This is a genomic window from Acinetobacter sp. V2, assembly GCF_001188385.1.
In the GTDB taxonomy this organism is placed as follows: Bacteria; Pseudomonadota; Gammaproteobacteria; order Pseudomonadales; family Moraxellaceae; genus Acinetobacter; species Acinetobacter oleivorans.
Window position 1 is genome coordinate 9,475 of record NZ_JZFB01000003.1, and the last position, 1,121, is coordinate 10,595.

3 protein-coding genes are annotated in these 1,121 nt (G+C 37.1%); 1 reads left to right on the top strand and 2 read right to left on the bottom strand.

What is annotated here, in order from left to right; genetic code table 11:
• Nucleotides 1-453, top strand: a 453-nt coding sequence (locus UC75_RS11010; protein WP_228137286.1) for a LysE family transporter, incomplete at its 5' end; no start/stop codon positions are given.
• A 41-nt stretch (nt 454-494) separates the two neighbouring features.
• Here the strand turns inward: UC75_RS11010 and UC75_RS11015 are convergent.
• On the bottom strand, nt 495-782 hold the full coding sequence (locus tag UC75_RS11015) for a PA4642 family protein (RefSeq protein ID WP_049837619.1): 288 nt from the start codon (nt 780-782) through the stop codon (nt 495-497).
• 84 nt (nt 783-866) lie between these two features.
• Nucleotides 867-1,121 (bottom strand): cell division topological specificity factor MinE (gene minE / locus UC75_RS11020; RefSeq protein ID WP_049837620.1); only part of this gene is annotated, 255 nt, incomplete at its 5' end.

Sequence of the window (1,121 nt, forward strand, 5' to 3'; positions counted from 1 at the left end):
CTGATGGGATTAAATCTTATTTTTGAAAAAATGGCTTGGTTAAAGCAAGGTTTACTCATCGCCGGTGGTTTATATTTATGTTGGTTGGGCTATCAGATGTTGCGCTCAGCATTTTCAAAAAATCAGCAAGAAGATAGTGTTGCTGTAGAGCTACCAAAAGCACCTTACCTATTTTTTATTAAAGGCCTGATAACCAATCTATCAAATCCTAAAGCTGTTATTTATTTTGGTAGTGTTTTCTCTTTATTTTTAGCCAACCCTCAACTTGATCAGGTTCACTGGCTGCTCTTTATTATTGTCACAGTCGAAACAATTTTATGGTTCTGCTTTGTGACTTTTATTTTTTCATTACCAAGTTTTAGATCAGCTTATCGTAATTTTTCAAAATGGATTGATGGTATTTCAGGTGGTATTTTTACCGTATTTGGTATTTTCCTCATTGGTAATCGATAAATTGAGATAAGAAAAAAGCCTCTTGAAGAGGCTTTTTATTTTTAAGCAAACTTTGCTAGAACTTCTAAAAATGGTGCCGATTGACGCGGAAATTTGGCAATCACATCATGGATGCGTTGGCCTTCAGGGTCTCTGGCATTAATATCGCGTCCGTCTGCAATAAATTGAGTCAAAAGACGTTCATAGTCTGTTGGACGCATATGTTTGAATGCATGGTAGAGCACATGAAAATCTGCGTTCACACCCGCTGGCGGAAGTTGGTTGAGGTAGGCAAAAACACGCTCATCGGACCATTCTTCATTGAAAGTTGCTGGCTGTGATAATGCCATGACAATCTCCTCAGTTTTAAAAAAGGCAAAATAACTTGCGTTATTTTGCCTTGATTCTGTTTTATTGAATAGTCAGAAATAGAATTATCGTTCTTCAGGTAAATTGATATTCATTTCTAACATTTCGATATTAGCTTCAGAGCGAACCTGCATTTGGATATGCTGTTCGCCTACACCGCTGACATAACGACTAACCACTTGCATGATTTCTTTCTTCATCTGATCAATCTTGTCTTGGCTTAAACGGCGGCCTAAACCTTGTTCAGAAGCAACAATAACTTTTAAACGATCTTTTGCAGTTTGAGCACTTGATGGCTTTTCGTCACTGCTAAATAATTT